Annotated in this window: 2 protein-coding genes and 1 pseudogene; 1 reads left to right on the forward strand and 2 read right to left on the reverse strand. The window is 73.0% G+C overall.

What is annotated here, in order from left to right; genetic code table 11:
• Both FV222_RS22185 and FV222_RS22190 read right to left on the reverse strand, forming a co-directional pair.
• A pseudogene (locus tag FV222_RS22185) lies at nt 1-465 on the reverse strand (acyl transferase); the annotation flags it as partial.
• Nucleotides 462-1,316, reverse strand: coding sequence for a triphosphoribosyl-dephospho-CoA synthase (locus FV222_RS22190; protein ID WP_147815659.1), 855 nt, complete (start codon nt 1,314-1,316; stop codon nt 462-464). The pseudogene FV222_RS22185 and the gene FV222_RS22190, both read right to left, overlap by 4 nt.
• 239 nt (nt 1,317-1,555) lie before the next feature.
• Here FV222_RS22190 and FV222_RS22195 point away from each other — a divergent pair, with 239 nt between their 5' ends.
• Nucleotides 1,556-2,761: a homoserine O-acetyltransferase gene (locus tag FV222_RS22195; RefSeq protein WP_147762628.1), complete on the forward strand. Its 1,206-nt coding sequence runs from the start codon at nt 1,556-1,558 to the stop codon at nt 2,759-2,761.
• The last annotated feature ends 10 nt before the right edge of the window (nt 2,762-2,771 follow it).

The following is a 2,771-nucleotide window of genomic DNA, read 5'->3' on the forward strand; positions in this document are numbered from 1 at the left end:
GGGCGCGTTGCGGATCGCGAGGTGGCAGCCATGCGCGCTTGCCATGTCCGCGATCCGCGCCTGCGGCAGGCCGCGGATGCCGGCGAGGCCGTGCCCCACGCCCGAGGCCGCATCCATCGCCTCGGCGCGGGCGGCGGCGAGCGCCAGCACGGTCTCGACCGAGAAGCGTCCGGCGCAGCCCCAGGCGGCGAGGTCGCCGATGCTGTAGCCGGCGACGATGCGGCGCGCCGGGGCGGATGCCGCGACGATGGTCCAGCCGGCGAGCGCCGCGACGCAGCACAGGATCTGCCCGGTGCGGTTCTCGTTGAGGACCGCGCCGCCCGCCCGCGCGATGTCGCGCGGGTCGGCGCCGAGGAGCGGCTTGGCCGCCGCGAACACGGCCTGCGCCGCCGGCAGCCCGGCGGTGAGGTCGAACATGCCCGGGTGCTGGCCGCCCTGCCCCGAACAGAGGATCGCCAGCGTCACGGGGTCGGCGCCTCGATCGCATCCACGAACAGCGTCATCGCCAGCAGGTCGGCCGCGCCGCCGGGGCTGAGGTTTTGAGCCACGAAGGCGTCGTGGAGGCTTTCGGCCGCCTCGCGCCACGCCGTCTGCCCGACGCCGCCGCGGTGGAGCAGGTTGGTGTCCTCCACCGTCGCGATCAGCGCGAGGCAGGCCTCGACGTGCGCCGCCGCCGGGTCGTCCAGCGGTTTGGCCACCACGAAGACCGGGGTGCCGGCCGGGTGGGCCGGCCGCTCGATGAAGGGCAGCCGGGCGATCACCTTCGGGCGGCCCTCGCCGATCAGCCCCTCCCACCAGGCCTCGCCCTTGCCGGGCCCTCTGCCCGGCCCCGTGCCCGTCGCTGGCGCCTGCGCCGCGCGCGGGTCGAAGCGGAAGATACCGAGGTCGCCGCGCGAGGCCGCCACCGCCTCGATCACAGCCGCGCAGGTCGGGTGCGGGCGGTAGGGCACCGTGAAGCCGAAGTGGAACCGGGCGGAGTCGCGCATCGCCGGATCGCCTGCGGAGATGTCGGCATGCACCGAGAACGGCGCCTGGACGTAGGTGAAGGTCGCGATGATGACCCGCCAGATCCCCTCGACGGTGTCGAGCGGCAGGAGCCCGCGGTGGCGTTCTGCCACGCGCCGCATCATCGCGGCCTCGCGGCCCGGACGGAAGGCGGAGCCCGAGGCCGAGGTGCCCTTCACCGCGATTAGGCGGTCGATGATCCCGCCGCGCTGGATCAGCAGCGCGTGCATCTCGGCGTCGATCCGGTCGATCTCGGCCCGGAGGGCGGCGAGGTCTTCCATCGGCGGCGCGGCTCGTTTGGGGAAGCGCATGGTTCGACAAGCTGAGGACGGGGCTGCTCGGGCGTGTTTACGGCCCGCCGCGCCGAAGGGCCAGCGTGCGCCCGCCGCAGGATCGACAACCGGCTGCGGATGAACGGGCATGCCGGCCGCCCGCTTCGTTGACGCTCGACGGCGCGCACACTACCTCGGGTGTTGCGGCGGGCGCGGGAAGCCGACGATCTCGCAACCTTCGTCAGCGCCGCGCGCGGGAAGCCGTTTCCAGCAGCCTCATGGACAATCCCCTCGACCCGGCCCTCGCGGCCGCCCCCGCGACGGAGCCGGAGACCCGCAGCCGCGAGCCGTCGCAGGCCCGCGACCCGGCGGGGCTCGTCGCCCGGTTCGAGGCCGACCGTCCGCTGACGATGGATTCGGGCGCCGAACTCGCACCGTTCCAGGTCGCCTACCAGACCGCGGGCACGCTCAACGCCGCGCGCACCAACGCGGTGCTGATCTGCCACGCGCTCACCGGCGACCAGCACTTCGCCCACCCGCACCCCGTCACCGGCAAGCCGGGCTGGTGGACGACCCTAGTCGGCCCGGGCAAGCCAATCGACACCGATCGCTACTTCGTCGTCTGCTCCAACGTGATCGGCTCGTGCATGGGCTCGACCGGGCCGGCCTCGATCGATCCGGGCACGGGCTCGGCCTACGGCCTCGACTTCCCGCTCGTCACCATTCGCGACATGGTCCGGGCGCAGGCGATGCTGCTCGACCATCTCGGGATCGACGACCTGTTCCTGTGCGTCGGCGGCTCGATGGGCGGGATGCAGGTGCTGCAATGGGCCTCGCTCTACCCCGAGCGGGTGTTCGCGGCGATGCCGATCGCCACCGGCGCGCGCCACTCGGCGCAGAACATCGCCTTCCACGAGGTCGGCCGGCAGGCGATCATGGCCGACCCCGCCTGGGCCGACGGGCGCTACCTCGAGGCCGGCACCCGGCCCTCGAAGGGCTTGGGCGTCGCGCGGATGGGCGCGCACATCACCTACCTCTCCGAGCCGGCGCTCCACCGGAAGTTCGGCCGCCGCTTCCAGGGCGGCTCGGCGCCGACCTTCTCGTTCAACGCCGACTTCCAGATCGAGAGCTACCTGCGCCACCAGGGCCTCTCCTTCGTCGAGCGCTTCGACGCCAACGCCTACCTCTACCTGACGCGGGCGATGGACTATTTCGACCTCGCCGCCGACCATGGCGGCGTACTCGCCAACGCCTTCAAGGGCACCAGGACGCGGTTCTGCGTGGTCTCGTTCACCTCCGACTGGCTGTTCCCGACGGCCGATTCCCGCGCGATCGTCCACGCGCTGAACGCGGCCTCGGCCCCTGTCGCCTTCGTCGAGGTCGAGAGCGACAAGGGCCACGACGCCTTCCTCCTCGACGAGCCGACGCTGTTCTCGGCCGCCCGCGGCTTCGTCGACGCGGCCGCACGGGCGCGCGGGCTGTGAGCGGGCGCGA

Source organism: Methylobacterium sp. WL103 (genome assembly GCF_008039885.1).
GTDB classification, from domain to species: Bacteria; Pseudomonadota; Alphaproteobacteria; order Rhizobiales; family Beijerinckiaceae; genus Methylobacterium; species Methylobacterium cerastii.

Bases quoted from the DNA above. Each gene is read 5' to 3' on its own strand.
- FV222_RS22190 (WP_147815659.1), bottom strand. From the start codon at position 1,316: ATGCGCTTCCCCAAACGAGCCGCGCCGCCGATGGAAGACCTCGCCGCC.
- FV222_RS22195 (WP_147762628.1), top strand. From the start codon at position 1,556: ATGGACAATCCCCTCGACCCGGCCCTCGCGGCCGCCCCCGCGACGGAG.